The sequence below is a fragment of the Kitasatospora sp. NPDC058170 genome, from assembly GCF_042883905.1.
Taxonomy (GTDB): domain Bacteria; phylum Actinomycetota; class Actinomycetes; order Streptomycetales; family Streptomycetaceae; genus Kitasatospora.
In genome coordinates this window covers 173,577-187,550 of record NZ_JBHVUV010000004.1, presented here as the reverse complement: position 1 = coordinate 187,550, position 13,974 = coordinate 173,577, and the positions used below count along the sequence as shown (strand labels likewise).

10 protein-coding genes are annotated in these 13,974 nt (G+C 73.4%); 6 read left to right on the top strand and 4 right to left on the bottom strand.

Annotated elements, in window-relative coordinates:
• Nucleotides 1–45 precede the first annotated feature (45 nt).
• Nucleotides 46–1,287: a hypothetical protein gene (locus ACFVVX_RS06930; protein WP_387942226.1), complete on the bottom strand. Its 1,242-nt coding sequence runs from the start codon at nucleotides 1,285–1,287 to the stop codon at nucleotides 46–48.
• A gap of 116 nt (nucleotides 1,288–1,403) precedes the next feature.
• Entirely contained in the window at nucleotides 1,404–2,000 is a 597-nt protein-coding gene (locus tag ACFVVX_RS06925) for a TetR/AcrR family transcriptional regulator (protein ID WP_387942224.1), read from the bottom strand.
• An 85-nt stretch (nucleotides 2,001–2,085) separates the two neighbouring features.
• On the opposite strand from ACFVVX_RS06925, the gene ACFVVX_RS06920 reads away from it, so the two are divergent.
• The gene (locus ACFVVX_RS06920; RefSeq protein ID WP_387942222.1) at nucleotides 2,086–2,853 is read left to right on the top strand and encodes an SDR family oxidoreductase; all 768 of its coding nucleotides are present in this window, start codon (nucleotides 2,086–2,088) and stop codon (nucleotides 2,851–2,853) included.
• A 460-nt stretch (nucleotides 2,854–3,313) separates the two neighbouring features.
• Here the strand turns inward: ACFVVX_RS06920 and serC are convergent, their stop codons facing one another.
• Both serC and ACFVVX_RS06910 read right to left on the bottom strand, forming a co-directional pair.
• The gene (serC, locus tag ACFVVX_RS06915; protein ID WP_387942220.1) at nucleotides 3,314–4,432 is read right to left on the bottom strand and encodes a phosphoserine transaminase; all 1,119 of its coding nucleotides are present in this window, start codon (nucleotides 4,430–4,432) and stop codon (nucleotides 3,314–3,316) included.
• A gap of 132 nt (nucleotides 4,433–4,564) precedes the next feature.
• Complete coding sequence (locus ACFVVX_RS06910) at nucleotides 4,565–5,665, bottom strand: citrate synthase 2 (RefSeq protein WP_387942218.1); 1,101 nt, start codon at nucleotides 5,663–5,665, stop codon at nucleotides 4,565–4,567.
• Between the two features lie 418 nt (nucleotides 5,666–6,083).
• Between ACFVVX_RS06910 and pdxH the strand changes: the two genes are divergently transcribed.
• The 5 genes from pdxH to ACFVVX_RS06885 all read left to right on the top strand — a co-directional run bounded on the left by pdxH (nucleotide 6,084) and on the right by ACFVVX_RS06885 (nucleotide 13,929).
• Entirely contained in the window at nucleotides 6,084–6,716 is a 633-nt protein-coding gene (gene pdxH / locus ACFVVX_RS06905) for a pyridoxamine 5'-phosphate oxidase (protein WP_387942531.1), read from the top strand.
• A gap of 155 nt (nucleotides 6,717–6,871) precedes the next feature.
• On the top strand, nucleotides 6,872–7,069 hold the full coding sequence (fxsA, locus tag ACFVVX_RS06900) for an FxSxx-COOH cyclophane-containing RiPP peptide (protein ID WP_387942216.1): 198 nt from the start codon (nucleotides 6,872–6,874) through the stop codon (nucleotides 7,067–7,069).
• Nucleotides 7,070–7,214: 145 nt separating this feature from the next.
• Nucleotides 7,215–8,630, top strand: a complete 1,416-nt coding sequence (locus ACFVVX_RS06895; RefSeq protein ID WP_387942214.1) for a TIR-like protein FxsC — start codon at nucleotides 7,215–7,217, stop codon at nucleotides 8,628–8,630.
• A complete protein-coding gene (gene fxsT, locus ACFVVX_RS06890; protein ID WP_387942212.1) occupies nucleotides 8,620–12,630 on the top strand; it encodes an FxSxx-COOH system tetratricopeptide repeat protein in 4,011 nt (1,336 codons plus the stop codon). The genes ACFVVX_RS06895 and fxsT overlap by 11 nt, the downstream gene beginning before the upstream one ends.
• An 87-nt stretch (nucleotides 12,631–12,717) precedes the next feature.
• Nucleotides 12,718–13,929, top strand: a complete 1,212-nt coding sequence (locus tag ACFVVX_RS06885; protein ID WP_387942210.1) for an FxsB family cyclophane-forming radical SAM/SPASM peptide maturase — start codon at nucleotides 12,718–12,720, stop codon at nucleotides 13,927–13,929.
• Nucleotides 13,930–13,974 lie beyond the last annotated feature (45 nt).

The window sequence follows — 13,974 nt, the reverse complement described above, 5'->3', positions numbered from 1 at the left end:
TCGCCTCGGGGAGAGGCGCGTGCGCCCCTCCCCGAGGCGTCCGGATCAGCTGCTGTAGTAGCCCTGGACGTCGGCGACGAGGTCCACGCTGCCGTGCGGGTTGTAGAGCTCGATGTAGCCGTCGGTGCTCACCGGGACGACCGTCATGGCGCCGGTGTCCTCGTTCCCGGTGTAGTTGAGGCTGGACGTCGACGGACGCGCGGCCCCGGCCCGGTAGGCGGTGACGTGGCCGTCCTCGTCGGCGTTGGTGCCGGTCAGGTTGAGGACGACGGCGGCGACGGTCTCCGGTACGCCGTTCAGGCCGGTGACCTTCACCCGGGTGGTGGAGCCGGGGCCGGCCTTGGCCGCCGGGGCGCCCAGCCCCTCGCGGGTGTCGAGCACGCGGGCCGGGTCGGTCGGGATGAACAGGCCGGCGGTGCCGGAGTCGGCGGTGCGCCGCTGGAAGCTGCCGAGGAAGTCCACCACGACGTGGGCCTGGCCGCTGTTGGTGTAGAGCGCGAGCCGGTGGTCGCCCGTGGTGTAGGCGTAGGAGACGTTGGTGACCGTCTGCCCGGGGTCGAAGTTGAGGTCGGAGGTGCTCCAGGGGCTCTGCCCCGCCGGGTACATGCTGAGGTGGGCGCTCTCGGTCGGCTCCGTGACGGTGGCCTGGACGACCAGGTTGTCGGTCGGGACCTGCGCCGGGGAGACGTCCAGGTTGATGACGCCCGCCGGGCCGCCGACGAGCTTGCCCGGGTGGCCGCCGACGGTGGTGCGGGTGTCCAGCAGCCGGGTGGGCTCGCCGACGACGAAGGCGTTGCCCTCGGAGCCGGAGTAGCGGTCGGTGTAGTAGCCCTGGAGGTCGGCGACCAGGTGGACGTTGCCGACGTGGTTGTAGAGGTTCACCACGCCGTCGGCGCCGACCTGGACCGTCACCCGGTTGGTGGTGACCTTGTGGTTCGGGGTGGCGTTGAGGTTGGAGACGGTCGGCATCGGGCGGCCGCCGGGGAAGGCGGTGATGAAGCTGTTCGCGGTCGCGTCGACCGCGGTCACGTTCATCACCACGGCGTTCGGCGTGATGCCGTGGAGGATCTTCGTGATGTCGAGCCGGGTGACGCTGTCGGGACCGACCGCGCCCACGGGGGCGTTCTTGCCCTCCCGGGTGTCCAGGATCCGGTAGTTCGAGATCGAGAACCAGGTGCTGGCCGGACCGACCTGGCTGGTGGCGGCCGCGGCGGTGGGCGCGGCCGGCAGGACGGTGCCTGCGGCGAGCATGAGCGCGGCGAAGGCCGCAGCGCGGGAAGCGCGCATGACTGTGAGGTCCCCCCATGAAAAATGTGAAGATCGTTAGATCGTGGGGGCATGCTAGCGGCACCCGTGCGGCGCCGGTCAACGGGATAAGCCGGGGGCCCGCCCGCGCTCTTCGGTCAGGGCCAGACGCGCATCGCGTCGGCTGCGACGCGCTCCAGTTCGGCGCGGGTGGCGCCGTCCCGGGCGCGCTGGGACATGCCCTGGAGGACGGTCGCGGTGAACCGGGCGAGGGCGGCCGGGTCGGTCCCGGGGGGCTCGTGGCCGGCCGCGATGTCGGCGCGGATCAGCGACTCCAGGGCGCGGACGTTGGCGTTGCGCAGCTCCCGGACGGCCTCGGCGACCTCCGGTGAGGTGCAGTTCACCGTCGAGCTGATCAGCAGGCAGCCCCAGGGGTGTTCCGGGTCGGTGGCCTCGGCGGCGGCCTCGTGCAGCATCCGGGCCACGCCCGCCCGGGCGGTGGGCTCCTCGGCCAGGGCGCGGGTGGCGTACGCGCCGTGGCTCTCCCGGTAGCGGGCGACCACCTCGTCGAACAGGGAGCGCTTGTCCCCGAAGGCCGCGTAGAGGCTCGGCGGGCGGATGCCCATCGCGGCGGTGAGGTCGGCGACCGAGGTCGCCTCGTAGCCGCGCTGCCAGAACAGCCGCAGGGCCTGCTCCAGGGCGGCGTCGCGGTCGAAGGAGCGGGGGCGTCCGCGCTGGGGGGTGCTGGTGGCCATGGCAGCCATTTTATATCGGCTGCTACAGAAGGCGTGCTACGGTTCCATTCATTAGCGACCGCTACAGAAATGAGGGGGCGTGGCCATGGGCGCGCTTGCGGGCAGGACGGCACTGGTGACGGGCGGCAGCCGGGGGATCGGGCGGGGGATCGCCGAGCGGCTGGGGCGGGAGGGCGCGCTGGTCGCCGTCCACTACGGCGGCAACGCGGCGGCCGCCGCCGAGGTGGTGGGGGCCGTCGAGCGGGCCGGCGGGCGGGCCTTCGCGATCGGGGCCGAGCTCGGTGTGCCGGGGGACGCCGAGGCGCTCTGGGCGGCGTTCGACGAGGGGCTGGCCCGCACCGGCGCCCGGGGCGGCCTGGACATCCTGGTGAACAACGCCGGGATCGGCCTGAACGGGCGGGTCCACGAGGTGGCCGAGGAGGGCTACGACCGGGTGTTCGCGGTGAACGTCAAGGCGCCGTTCTTCATCGTCCAGCAGGGCCTCGGACGGCTGCGGGACGGCGGCCGGATCGTCAACGTCTCCTCCGGGGTCACCCGGGTGGCGTTCCCGACGGCCGTCTCCTACGCGATGACCAAGGGCGCGCTGAACACCTTCACGCTGACCCTCGCGCAGGAGCTCGGGCCGCGCGGGATCACCGTCAACGGGGTGCTGCCGGGCATCGTCGCCACCGACATCAACCCCTGGCTGGAGGACCCGGCGGCGCGGGCCCGGGCCGCCGCGTACTCGGCCTTCGACCGGGTCGGCGAGCCCGCCGACGTGGCGGACATCGTGGCCTTCCTGGCCTCGGACGACGCCCGGTGGATCACCGGCCAGCACCTCGACGCCACCGGCGGGTCCAACCTCGGCGTCTAGTGCCGCGTCAGGCAACTTTTGCCCGTCAAGGAGCGGCGTCCGGTGCGTGCTATCGGCGTGCCGGCCGGAAGCCCTCGTACTGGACGTACTTGGGCTTTCGGCCGGTGCGGCGAGAGTGCGTGCCGGGCGTCGCGACGGGGCGAAGGTTGCCTGACGCGGTACTAGCCCCGGCCGGGGCGCGGGTACCCTCGTTGACCGTGGACCCCAAGACTCGCATGCGTATCGTGACCGGCGCCCTGGTGCTGCTGCTGGCCGTCGTGGTGATCGGCTCGCTGATCGGCAAATAGCGCGGCCGGCAGGCCCGGCGGGCGGCAGGACAGCCGGTCGGCCCGCAGGACGACGGCGGCCGGCCCGCAGGACGGGCGGCTGCAAGGACGGCGGCCGCAAGGGCGGGCGGCCGGGAAGGACGAAGGGCCACCGCCCGCAGGCGGTGGCCCTCAGCCGTGTGTGTGCCGCCCGGTCAGAGCTGCTCGACCACGTAGTCGATGCAGGCGGTGAGCGCCTCGACGTCCGACGGCTCGATGGCCGGGAACATCGCGACGCGCAGCTGGTTGCGGCCGAGCTTGCGGTACGGCTCGGTGTCGACGATGCCGTTGGCACGCAGTGCCTTCGCCACGGCGGCGGCGTCCACCGAGTCGTCGAAGTCGATCGTGCCGACCACCTGGGAGCGCTCGGCCGGGTTCGCCACGAACGGGTTCGCGAACGAGGACTTCTCGGCCCAGCCGTACAGGCGGCCCGAGGAGTCGGCCGTCCGGGCGACGGCCCAGTCGAGGCCGCCGTTGCCGTTCAGCCACTCCAGCTGGTCGGCCAGCAGGAACAGGGTGGCGATCGACGGGGTGTTGTACGTCTGGTCCTTCGACGAGTTGTCGATGGCCGTCGGCAGGTCGAAGAACGGCGGGATGTACCGGCCGGAGCCGGCGATCTCGGCGGCGCGCTCCAGGGCGGCCGGGGAGAAGGCCGCCAGCCAGAGCCCGCCCTCGGAGGCGAAGGACTTCTGCGGGGCGAAGTAGTAGACGTCCGTCTCGGTGATGTCGACCGGCAGGCCGCCGGCGCCCGAGGTGGCGTCCACCAGGACCAGCGAGCCCTGGTCGGCGCCGACCGGGCGCCTGATCGGCATCGCGACGCCGGTGGAGGTCTCGTTGTGGGTGAGTCCGTAGACGTCCACGCCCGCCTCGGCGACCGGCAGCGGGTGGGTGCCCGGGGCGGTCTTGATGACGGTCGGCTCGGCCAGCCACGGGGCGGCCTTGACCGAGGAGGCGAACTTGGACGAGAACTCGCCGAAGTCGAGGTGCTGGGACTTCTCCCGCACCAGGCCGAAGGCCGCGATGTCCCAGAAGGCGGTGGAGCCGCCGTTGCCGAGCACCACCTCGTACCCCTCGGGGAGGGAGAAGAGGCTGCTCACGCCCTCGCGCACGCGCTTGACCAGGTTCTTCACCGGGGCCTGGCGGTGCGAGGTGCCGAGCAGGGAGGTCTCGGTCGCGGCGAGGGCACTCAGGGCCTCGGGGCGCACCTTGGACGGGCCGCAGCCGAAACGGCCGTCTGCGGGCTTGATGTCAGCGGGGATCTGGATCTGAGCCACGGCCGCAGCCTACCGGCCGCGATTGCGCGGGCGGAACGGCAGTCCGCCCGCTGAGATGTGATCTCCACGGCCTCGGGACGCACCGGCAGCGGGCCCGGCGGACGGCCGAACCCGCTGCTCAGCGGTGGTGTGTCAGTGCGCGATGGCGTCGAAGCCCTCGATGTCGCGCGGGCTGCGCGGCGCGGGGCCGATGTAGCGCGCGGCGGGGCGCACGAGCCGTCCCGTGCGCTTCTGCTCCAGGATGTGCGCCGACCAGCCGGCGGTGCGCGCACAGGTGAACATCGACGTGAACATGTGCGCCGGGACCTCGGCGAAGTCCAGCATGATGGCGGCCCAGAACTCGACGTTGGTGGCCAGCACGCGGTCGGGGCGGCGGTTGTGCAGCTCCTCCAGCGCGGCCTTCTCCAGCGCCTCGGCGACCTCGAAGCGCGGCGCGCCGAGCTCCTTGGCGGTACGGCGCAGCACGCGGGCGCGCGGGTCCTCGGCGCGGTACACGCGGTGGCCGAAGCCCATCAGGCGCTCGCCCTTGTCCAGCGCGTTCTTGACCCAGGCGGTGGCGTCGCCGGTGCGCTCGATCTCCTCGATCATGCCGAGCACGCGGGACGGCGCGCCGCCGTGCAGCGGGCCGGACATCGCGCCGACGGCGCCGGAGAGCGCGGCGGCCACGTCGGCGCCGGTGGAGGCGATGACGCGGGCGGTGAAGGTGGAGGCGTTCATGCCGTGCTCGGCGGCCGACGTCCAGTAGGCGTCGATGGCCTTGACGTGCTTCGGGTCCGGCTCGCCGCGCCAGCGGATCATGAAGCGCTCGACGACCGTCTCGGCCTTGTCGATCTCGCTCTGCGGGACCATCGGCAGGCCCTGGCCGCGGGCGGACTGGGCGACGTAGGACAGCGCCATGACGGCGGCGCGCGCGAGGTCGTCGCGGGCCTGCTCGGCGGAGATGTCCAGCAGCGGCCTGAGGCCCCAGACCGGGGCCAGCATGGCGAGGGCGGACTGCACGTCGACGCGGATGTCACCGGAGTGGACCGGGATCGGGAACGGCTCGGCGGCCGGCAGGCCGGGGTTGAACTTGCCGTCCACCAGCAGGCCCCAGACGTGGCCGAAGGAGACGTGGCCGACCAGGTCGTCGATGTCGACTCCTCGGTACCGCAGGGCGCCGCCTTCCCGGTCGGGTTCGGCGATCTCGCTCTCGAAAGCGACGACTCCCTCAAGCCCGGGTACGAAGTCGGACATGCGACGGCTCCTTCAGTTCTGCGATGGACGGGCCGCCGTGGTGGGGGCGGTTCGCCGGTGACCGATGGGTGGTTGGCACTGGGTGCCAGAGTGACAGGCACGGGGTGCATTGCGCCATACACCACCGTGGTGATGTTTCCCCGGGGCCCGCTTGACTTTTCCGTCGAGGGCCGGTCGTGCCCGGGAATCCTCCGGAGCCAAACGCTCGCTTCCGGACAATTCACCGTACGGCGGACAGTCGAGCGGTGGCGAGACACCTTATCTCCCACCGGGGTTTGTCCGGACGTAGCGGTGCCGGTTGCTTGTCGTACGGGATGATGTTGACGTGCAGACCCCGGAACGCGCCCAACCGACGCCCCTGAGCCCCGCCACCCGGAACCTGGCCGACGAGGTCCGGCCCGGGCCGGACCTCACCGTCATGCGCGAGCACTACAGCCATGAGGGCTTGGTGGAGGAGCAGCTCACCGCCGAGCCGATCGGCCAGTTCACCCGCTGGTTCCACGAGGCGGACGACGCAGGGGTGGTGGAGCCCAACGCGATGGTGCTCTCCACCGCGGACGCCGAGGGGCGGCCCAGCTCGCGGACCGTCCTGCTGAAGGGCTTCGACGCGCGCGGCTTCGTCTTCTTCACCAACTACGGCTCGCGCAAGGGCGCCGAGCTGGCCGTCAACCCGCACGCCGCGCTGCTCTTCCCGTGGATCGAGCTGGCCCGCCAGGTGATCGTCCAGGGCCGGGTGGAGAAGGTCGGCCGGGACGAGACCGCCGCCTACTTCCGTACCCGCCCGCACGGCTCGCAGCTCGGCGCCTGGGCGAGCGAGCAGTCCAGCCCGGTCGGCGGGCGCGAGGTGCTGGAGCAGCGGTACGCCGAACTGGAGCGGCGCTACCCGGAGGGCGAGGGCGTCCCGGTGCCGCCGTTCTGGGGCGGCTACCGGGTGGTTCCGGCCAGCGTGGAGTTCTGGCAGGGCCGGGCGAACCGGCTGCACGACCGGCTGCGCTACCTCGCCGACCCGTCCTCCCCGACGGGCTGGCGGGTGGAACGGCTCTGCCCGTGAGCCCGCCCCCGGAGGCGGCGGCGCAGGCGGCTGGACGGATGACAGCAGCGCGGCGTGACAGGGCTTCTGAGGATCGGTCAGGTGTAGGATGCGCGTCGCGGACCGGGCCGAATCCGAACCGAGCCCGCTGGGCCGCGAGACCGAGTGAGGGACTGATGGGCGTCACCGATGCGGAAATCGGCTCGGGAACCTGCTCGGGGCTCGGCTCCGACCTGGTCGACGTCACAGCGCTGCCCCTCGACGAGCTCGACGGGCTGCCCGACACCGTCCTCGGCGAACTGCTCCGCCGGGTGGTCGGCGACGCCCTCGTCCCCGGCGCCGAGCCGGTCGCCGCGTTCCAGTCCGCCCTGTAGGGCTCGTCCGTCTGGGCCCCTTCTGGGGGCCCCGCGGCGCCACTGGCCACGGTCTTCGCCAACTCCCCGGCGCGACCGGCTGAGTTCACGACATGCTGGGTATGACAGCAGCGCAGTCGCAGCGTGAACGGGCCCGGGGGGTGCAGTGCGGCCGTACTTCTTCTTCAGTTATGCGCGGCGGGACTACGAGGCGGGCGACGCCTTCGTCGACCAGTTCTTCAACGACCTGCGGGACGAACTCGGCCGGATCGAGCCCACCGCCGGCGCCGACGAGCTCGCGTACCGCGACACCGAGCGGCTGCGGCTGGGCGACAACTGGGAGCAGCAGCTGGCCCAGATGCTGGCCCGCTGCCGCACGATGGTCGCGCTCTACTCCCCGGCGTACTTCGCCAGCCTGTACTGCGGCAAGGAGTGGACGGCCTTCCGCGGCCGGGTCCGCCGCCACCAGGAGCTGGCCGGGGACATCGTCCCGGCGCTGATCCCGGTGCTCTGGGAGTCCCTGCCGGACGAACTGCCCGACGAGGTCCTGAAGATCCAGTACGTCCAGCTCGGGATGGGCGAGACGTACGTCCGCTCCGGACTGCGCGACCTGCTGCGGATCGACCCGCTCGGGGCGGAGTACCGGCAGGTCGTCCGGGTGGTCGCCGAGCGCATCCGGGACGCGGCCGCCCGCCGGCTCACCGAGCTGCCCGACTTCGACCTCGGCGCGGTCCGCGGCTACTTCCCGGTGGCCGCGCCGGTGCGGCCCGCGCCCACCGCCGGGATGGTCCGGCTGTTCGTCGCGGCGGGCCGCGCCTCGGACGTGCCCGCCGGCCGCGCCCCTGCCGGGGCCGCCCCCGCGGCCGTCGTCCCCGCCCCGGCCGCCGCTCCCGCCGCCGTCGCGGGCGCGCCGGAGGGCGGCTGCGCCCACCGCGGGGGCTGGTACGGCCCCAAGCCCTGGCACTGGGCGCCCTACCACCCGCCGACCCAGCCGTCCCTGGTGGTCCGCGCCCAGCAGGTGATCACCTCGGCCGGGCACACCACCACCCTGGAGGAGATCGGCACCGGGCTCGGCGAGAAGCTCGACCAGGCCCGCGAGGACAACCAGATCAGCGTGCTGCTGGTGGACCCGTGGATGGCCGGCAGTGAGCGCTACCGGTCGGCGCTGCGCGAGTACGACGACCAGAACCACCCGGTCACCGGCGTGATGGTGCCCTCCGGCAGCGACGACCCGACCGGCGGTCCGGAGCGCGACGCGCTGTGGGCCGGCGTGCGCGGCGTGTTCCGCCGCAACTGGCTGCGCCGGAGCGACCCGGAGCACCTGTTCCGCATCGCGGTGCCCCGGGAGAGCTTCGACGACCAGCTCACCATCATGGTGACGGTTGCTCAGAACAAGCTCATGGACGACAACTTCGATTGGGGGGACGATGTCGACGGCGCTGCCTTCGGCCTCGGCCCCGGCGGTGACGAAGCCGGTCCGGTGATGCCCGGGCTGGCCATCCCGGCGTGGCCGCCAGGCCCGCGCCGCAGCCCGGACGGCGCTGCCGTGCCGCTGAGGGGAGAGCAGGACGATGTTCGCTGAGCCCGGTGTCGAGTCGGAGCGGACCGGACCGGGTTCGGTCGTCACCTTCTACTCCTTCAAGGGCGGCACCGGCAGAACGATGGCCCTGGCCAACGTCGGCTGGATCCTCGCCAGCCGCGGCCTGCGCGTCCTGGTGGTCGACTGGGACCTGGAGGCGCCCGGCCTGCACCGCTACTACCACCCGCTGCTGGTCGACCCGGAGCTGCACGCCACCGACGGCCTGATCGACCTGCTGCGCTCCTACGTCAAGCAGGCGCTGCCCTCCGCCGCCGGGCCCTCCGGCGTCACCCCCGGCGCCTGGCTGGACGAACCCGGCCGCCTCGACGGCTACATCTGCGGCCTCGCCCTCGACCTGCCGCCCGGCGGCCGGCTCGACTTCCTGCCCGCCGGCCGGCAGAACGCGGCCTACTCCGCCGCCGTCACCAGCTTCAACTGGCGCAGCTTCTACCACGGCCGGGACATCCGCGGCGGGGAGTTCCTGCGCGAGCTGCGCGAACGCTGGGCCCGCAGCTACGACTACGTGCTGATCGACAGCCGGACCGGGGTCAGCGACACCTCCGGGATCTGCACCGTGCTGATGCCCGACACCGTCGTCGACTGCTTCACCTTCAGCGCCCAGAACATCCGCGGCGGCGTCGACGCCGCCCGCACCATCGCCGAGGCCGAGGAGCGGGCCATCCGGGTGATGCCCGTCCCGATGCGGGTCGAGGACGCCGAGCAGGAGCGCCTGGAGGCCGGCCGGGACTTCGCCCGCGAGGCCTTCGCCCCCTACCTCGGCCGCTGGCTGCCCGCCGACCGCCGGGCCGGCTACTGGAGCGACGTCGAGGTCCCGTACAAGCCCTTCTACGCCTACGAGGAGGTGCCCGCCACCGTCGCCGACCGGCCGCAGGAGGCGCGCAGCCTGCTCAACGCCTTCGAACGGCTGGCCGGGTGGATCACCGACGGCCGGGTCCGGGCGCTGCGGCCGCTCAGCGGAGAGGCCCGCCGCCGGCTGTACGGCGCCTACCTGCGCGCCACCCGCACGATGCCCCGCCAGGTGTACGTCAGCTACGCCCCCGAGGACCGGATGTGGGCCGAGTGGGCCTCCGCCACGCTCACCGGCTTCGGCTACCAGACCTCGCTGCACAACGCCGCCGAACCGCACAGCGGCCTGCCCGTCGAGGCCGCCGGGCCGCTCGACGGCCAGGGCCGGGTGCTCGCCCTGCTCTCGCCCGAGTACACCGCGCTGCCCCGCGCCGCGGAGGTCTGGCAGCTCCTGGGCGGGCACGAACTCACCAGCGGCTCACCGCTGCTGGTCGCGCTGCGGCTGCAGGGCTCGGACGAGCCGGTGCCCCGCCCGTTCATCGGCCCGGCCGCCCCCGACCTGGTCCGCTCCTCCGCCGTCCTCGCCGAGTCCCAGCTCTACAGCGAACTCGGCCCGCCGCCCGGAGCCAGCCGCCAACCCGACAACGAGAGCGGCGAGTTCGCTGCGCCGGCCCGGTTCCCCGGCACCGCCCCGCAGGTCCAGGACGCGCCCTCGCGCAACGCCTCCTTCACCGGGCGCGGCCGACTGCTCGAACTGCTCCGCAACCGCTTCACCGCCGGGCCCACCGCCGTGCTCAGCCAGGTCCTCTACGGCTTCGGCGGCGCCGGCAAGTCGCAGATCGCCGCGGAGTACGCCCACCGCTTCAAGGCCGCCTACGACGTGGTCTGGTGGGTGCCCGCCGAGGAGGCCGCCAACATCCCGCAGAAGCTCGCCGAGCTCGCCCCCCGGCTCGGCGTGCAGAGCAGCGACGACGTCGCGCACACCGCGGCCGCCGTGCTCGACGCGCTGCGCCGCGGCCACCCGTACCGGCGCTGGCTGCTGGTCTACGACAACGCCGGGACCCCGGACGAGCTGGCGCCCTGGCTGCCGGCCGGCTCCTCCGGCGGACACGTGCTGATCACCTCCCGCAACCAGGGCTGGTCCAAGCACGCCGGCCTGGTCGAGGTCGACGTCTTCCTGCGCGAGGAGAGCATCCGGCTGCTGCGCCGCTTCAACACCGGCCTGGCCCAGGCCGACGCCGACCAGGTCGCCGACCGGCTCGGCGACCTGCCGCTCGCCGTCGGCCAGGCCGCCGTCTGGCTGCAGGAGACCTCCATGCCGGTCTCCACCTACCTCGAACTGCTCGACGACGCGCTCACCGAGATGCTCGAACGCACCCGGCTGCGCCCCGCCGAGTACCCGCACTCCGCCGCCGCGACCTGGCGGATCTCGGTCGAGGAGCTGCGCGGGGTCAACGCCCCCGCCGCCCAGATCCTGGAGATCTGCGCCTTCTTCGGCCCGGACGCCATCCCGATGCGGCTGCTGTACAGCCGGGCCGTCACCCACGCGCTGCGGCTGCCCCCGCGCGCGCCCCGCGACAAGCTGGCGATCGGCGAGTTCCTGCGCGCCATCAACCGGTACGGGCTGGCCCGCACCGACCAGGGCAGCGAGACCATCACGGTGCACCGGCTGGTCCAGGCCGTGCTCCGGGACCAGGTCGGCGGCGGCCAGCGCGCCGACATCCGCGCCGTGGTGCACGCCGCGCTGGCCACCGCCAACCCCGGCGACCCGGACATCCCCGCCAACTGGCCGCAGTACGCCGAACTCCTGCCCCACCTCTGGCCGTCCGGCGCCGCCAGCAGCGGCGACGAGGACGTCCGGCAGTGGATCATCGACTCGGTCCGCTACCAGTGGAAGCGCAGCCTGCACGAGTCCGGCCGGGAGCTCGCCGAGCGCACCCTGGAGCACTGGCGCCAGGACGGGTACGGCGGCTCCGGCTTCGACGTCGAGAACGACGCCCAGACCCTGATGCTGCGCACCCAGCTCAGCAACATCCGCCGCTCCCAGGGCGCCCTCCAGGAGGCGTACGAGATGGACGAGGACATCCTGGAGCGCTTCACCGCCACCCTCGGGCCCGAGCACTCGCACACCCTCGCCGTCGCCAACAGCCTCGGCGCCGACCTGCGCTTCCTGGGCCGCTACGAGGAGGCCAGGGCGATGGACCGCAGGACCCTGGACGCCGCCCGGCGCACCCTCGGCCCGGACCACCCGCGCACCCTCATGATCACCAACAACCTGGCCGTCTCCGACTACCTCGCCGGGGACCGCCGGGCCGCCCTCGAACGGCACCGCAGCAACTACCTCCAGCAGCGCGACGCGCTGGGCGCGCACAGCCTGTACGCGCTGTCCTCGGCCAGCAACTACGCCCGCGACCTGCGCGAGACCGGGCGGCTGCGGGAGGCGCTGGACCTGCTGGAGGAGACCGTCCGGATCTACCAGCAGACCATCGGCGACGGCCACACCGACACCCTGCGCGCCCGCAAGAACCTCGCCGTCGCGCTGCGCCGGGCCGGCCGGTACAACGAGGCGCTGGAGATCGACGAGGACATCTACCAGCGGTACCTGGACATCAACGGGCCCGAGCACCCCGACACCCTGGCCGCCGCGACCAACCTGGCCAGCGACCTCAACGCCCTCGGCGACACCGACCGGGCCATCCAGCTCGCCGAGCGGGCCCTCGCCCGCTACCGGGACTACCTCGGCGAGAACCACCCCGTCACCCTGGCCGGCGCCAACAACCTCTCCGTCTACCTACGGCTGGCCGGGCGGATCGTGGAGGCGCGCGAGCTGTCCGCACGCACCCTGCGGCAGTTCCGGGCGGTCCTCGGCGACAGCCACCTGTACATCCCGATCGCGATGATGAACCACGCCAACGACCTGGTGCTGGCGGGGGAGGGGCCGGCCGCGCTGGCGCTGGAGGAGCAGGGGGCGCCGATGATGGCCGCGACGCTCGGCGCGGACCACTACGACACCATCGGCATCAACGCCAACCTCGCCCTCTCGCTGGCCTCGGCGGGGGAGGGGGAGCGCTCGGCCAGGCTGCACGCCGACTGCGTCCGGCGGGCCCGGCAGACCCTGGGGGAGGAGCACCCGACCACGGTGGCGGTGAAGGCGCGGCAGCGGCTGGACTCGGACATCGAACCGCCCTCCGTGTAGGTCCTGCCGGGTCCTGCGCGGCCCAGGGGGAGGCGTCCGCGCGACGCCTCCCCGGCGGCCCGTCAGGGGGGCGCTAGGCTCGCCGGCATGGTGCCGTTCCGGCAGTATCTGCTGAAGATCCACAGTCGGTGCAACCTGGCCTGCGACTACTGCTACATGTACGAGGCGGCGGACCAGAGTTGGCGCGGGCGGCCGCGGCGGATGGAGCTGGCCACCGCCCGGCGGGCCGCCCGGCGGATCGCCGAGCACGCGCAGCGGTGCGGGCTCGACGAGGTCGGGGTGATCCTGCACGGCGGCGAGCCGCTGCTGGTCGGCGCCGCCCATCTGGACGCGCTGCTCGGCGAGTTGGCCCACGGCGCCGGGGTCCGGGTGCGGTTCAGCCTGCAGACCAACGGGCTGCGGCTGCTGGAGGAGCCCGCGCTGCTGGAGGTCCTGCACCGGTACCGGGTCGCGGTGGGGGTGTCGCTGGACGGCACCGCCGCCGACCACGACCGGCACCGGCGCTTCCCGTCCGGCGCCGGCAGCTGGGCGCGGACGGCCGAGGCGGTCCGGCTGCTGGGCTCGGCCGGGCACCGGGAGCTGTTCGCCGGGCTGCTGTGCGTGGTGGACCTCGCCGCGGACCCGGTCGCCACCTACGAGGCGCTGCTGGAGTTCGCACCGCCCCGGATCGACCTGCTGCTGCCGCACGGGACGTGGGAGGCCCAGCCGCCGGGTGTGCGGCGCTCACCGCCGCCGGCGCCCCCGGCGGGCACCGAGGCGGCCCCGTACGGGGAGTGGCTGATCGCCGCCTTCGACCGCTGGTACGGCGCCCCGCGCCGGGAGACGGGCATCCGGCTCTTCGAGGAGCTGGCCGTGCTGCTGCTCGGCGGCCGGGCCGCCAGCGAGTCCGTCGGGCTGGCACCGGTCGACCTGGTGGTGGTGGAGACGGACGGCGTCATCGAGCAGGCCGACAGCCTCAAGGCCGCCTACGACGGGGCGCCGGGGACGGGCCTGGACGTCTGGCGGCACGGCTTCGCGGAGGCCGCCGCCCACCCTGCCTTCCAGGCCCGCCAGCGCGGCCTGGAGGGCCTCGGGCCGGTCTGCGCGGCCTGCCCGCTGGCCGCCGTGTGCGGCGGCGGCCTCTACGCCCACCGGTACGGGGACGGGCGCTTCGACCAGCCGTCGGTGTACTGCGCGGACCTGGACCGGCTGATCCGCCACATCGCGGCCCGGCTGCGGGCGGACGTCGCGGAGCTGGGCGCCGCCTCGGCGGTGGAGGCGGCGGGTCGACCCCCACTGATCCAGGTTGATCCAGGTTGATTCGGGCCGATTCGGTCTGATTCGGGACCGGTTGAGGAGCGTGGG